This is a genomic window from Oleiphilus sp. HI0086 (genome assembly GCF_001635225.1).
Genome location: NZ_LWFZ01000440.1, coordinates 1 through 503, shown reverse-complemented (window position 1 = coordinate 503; position 503 = coordinate 1). Strand labels below are relative to the sequence as shown.

Sequence of the window (503 nt, the reverse complement as noted above, 5' to 3'; positions counted from 1 at the left end):
CAGTTATTGTGCCTTGTTGGCAAAATATACCGACCAAGAAGACCTAGTCATTGCGACACCAATGGCTGACCGAACTAAGCCCGGCACTGAAGACCTGATTGGCTTTTTTGTTAACGCCTTAGTACTTCGCTTTAGACTGAGCCGAGAAATGCCATTCCTTGAGCTATTACAGCAGGTCAAGCAACAATGCCTAGAAGGTTTTGACCATATGAGAGCACCGTTCGAAAAGATCGTCGAACGCCTGAACCCTGAACGTGATATGAGTCGTGCTCCCATCTACCAAACCTCTATCACCTACCAAGACGTATCTAAACGCGAACAAGTCATGGGAAGTGGTGACCATACGATAAACATCAAGCAGTGTGAGATCCCTTCTCATGATTCACCACTCGACCTGAACATATGGTTTAAAAAACGCGGCGACTCACTCAGTGGAGCAATCGTCTATAGTACATCTCTCTTTACTGAAAAAACGATCCAAGGCTTTAGGGATCATTTTCTTA

1 protein-coding gene is annotated in these 503 nt (G+C 45.1%); it reads left to right on the top strand.

Translation table 11 applies throughout. The features are described 5' to 3' along the window. The coding region (locus tag A3756_RS05470; RefSeq protein WP_197481191.1) for a condensation domain-containing protein at positions 1–503 on the top strand (503 nt) is incomplete at both ends.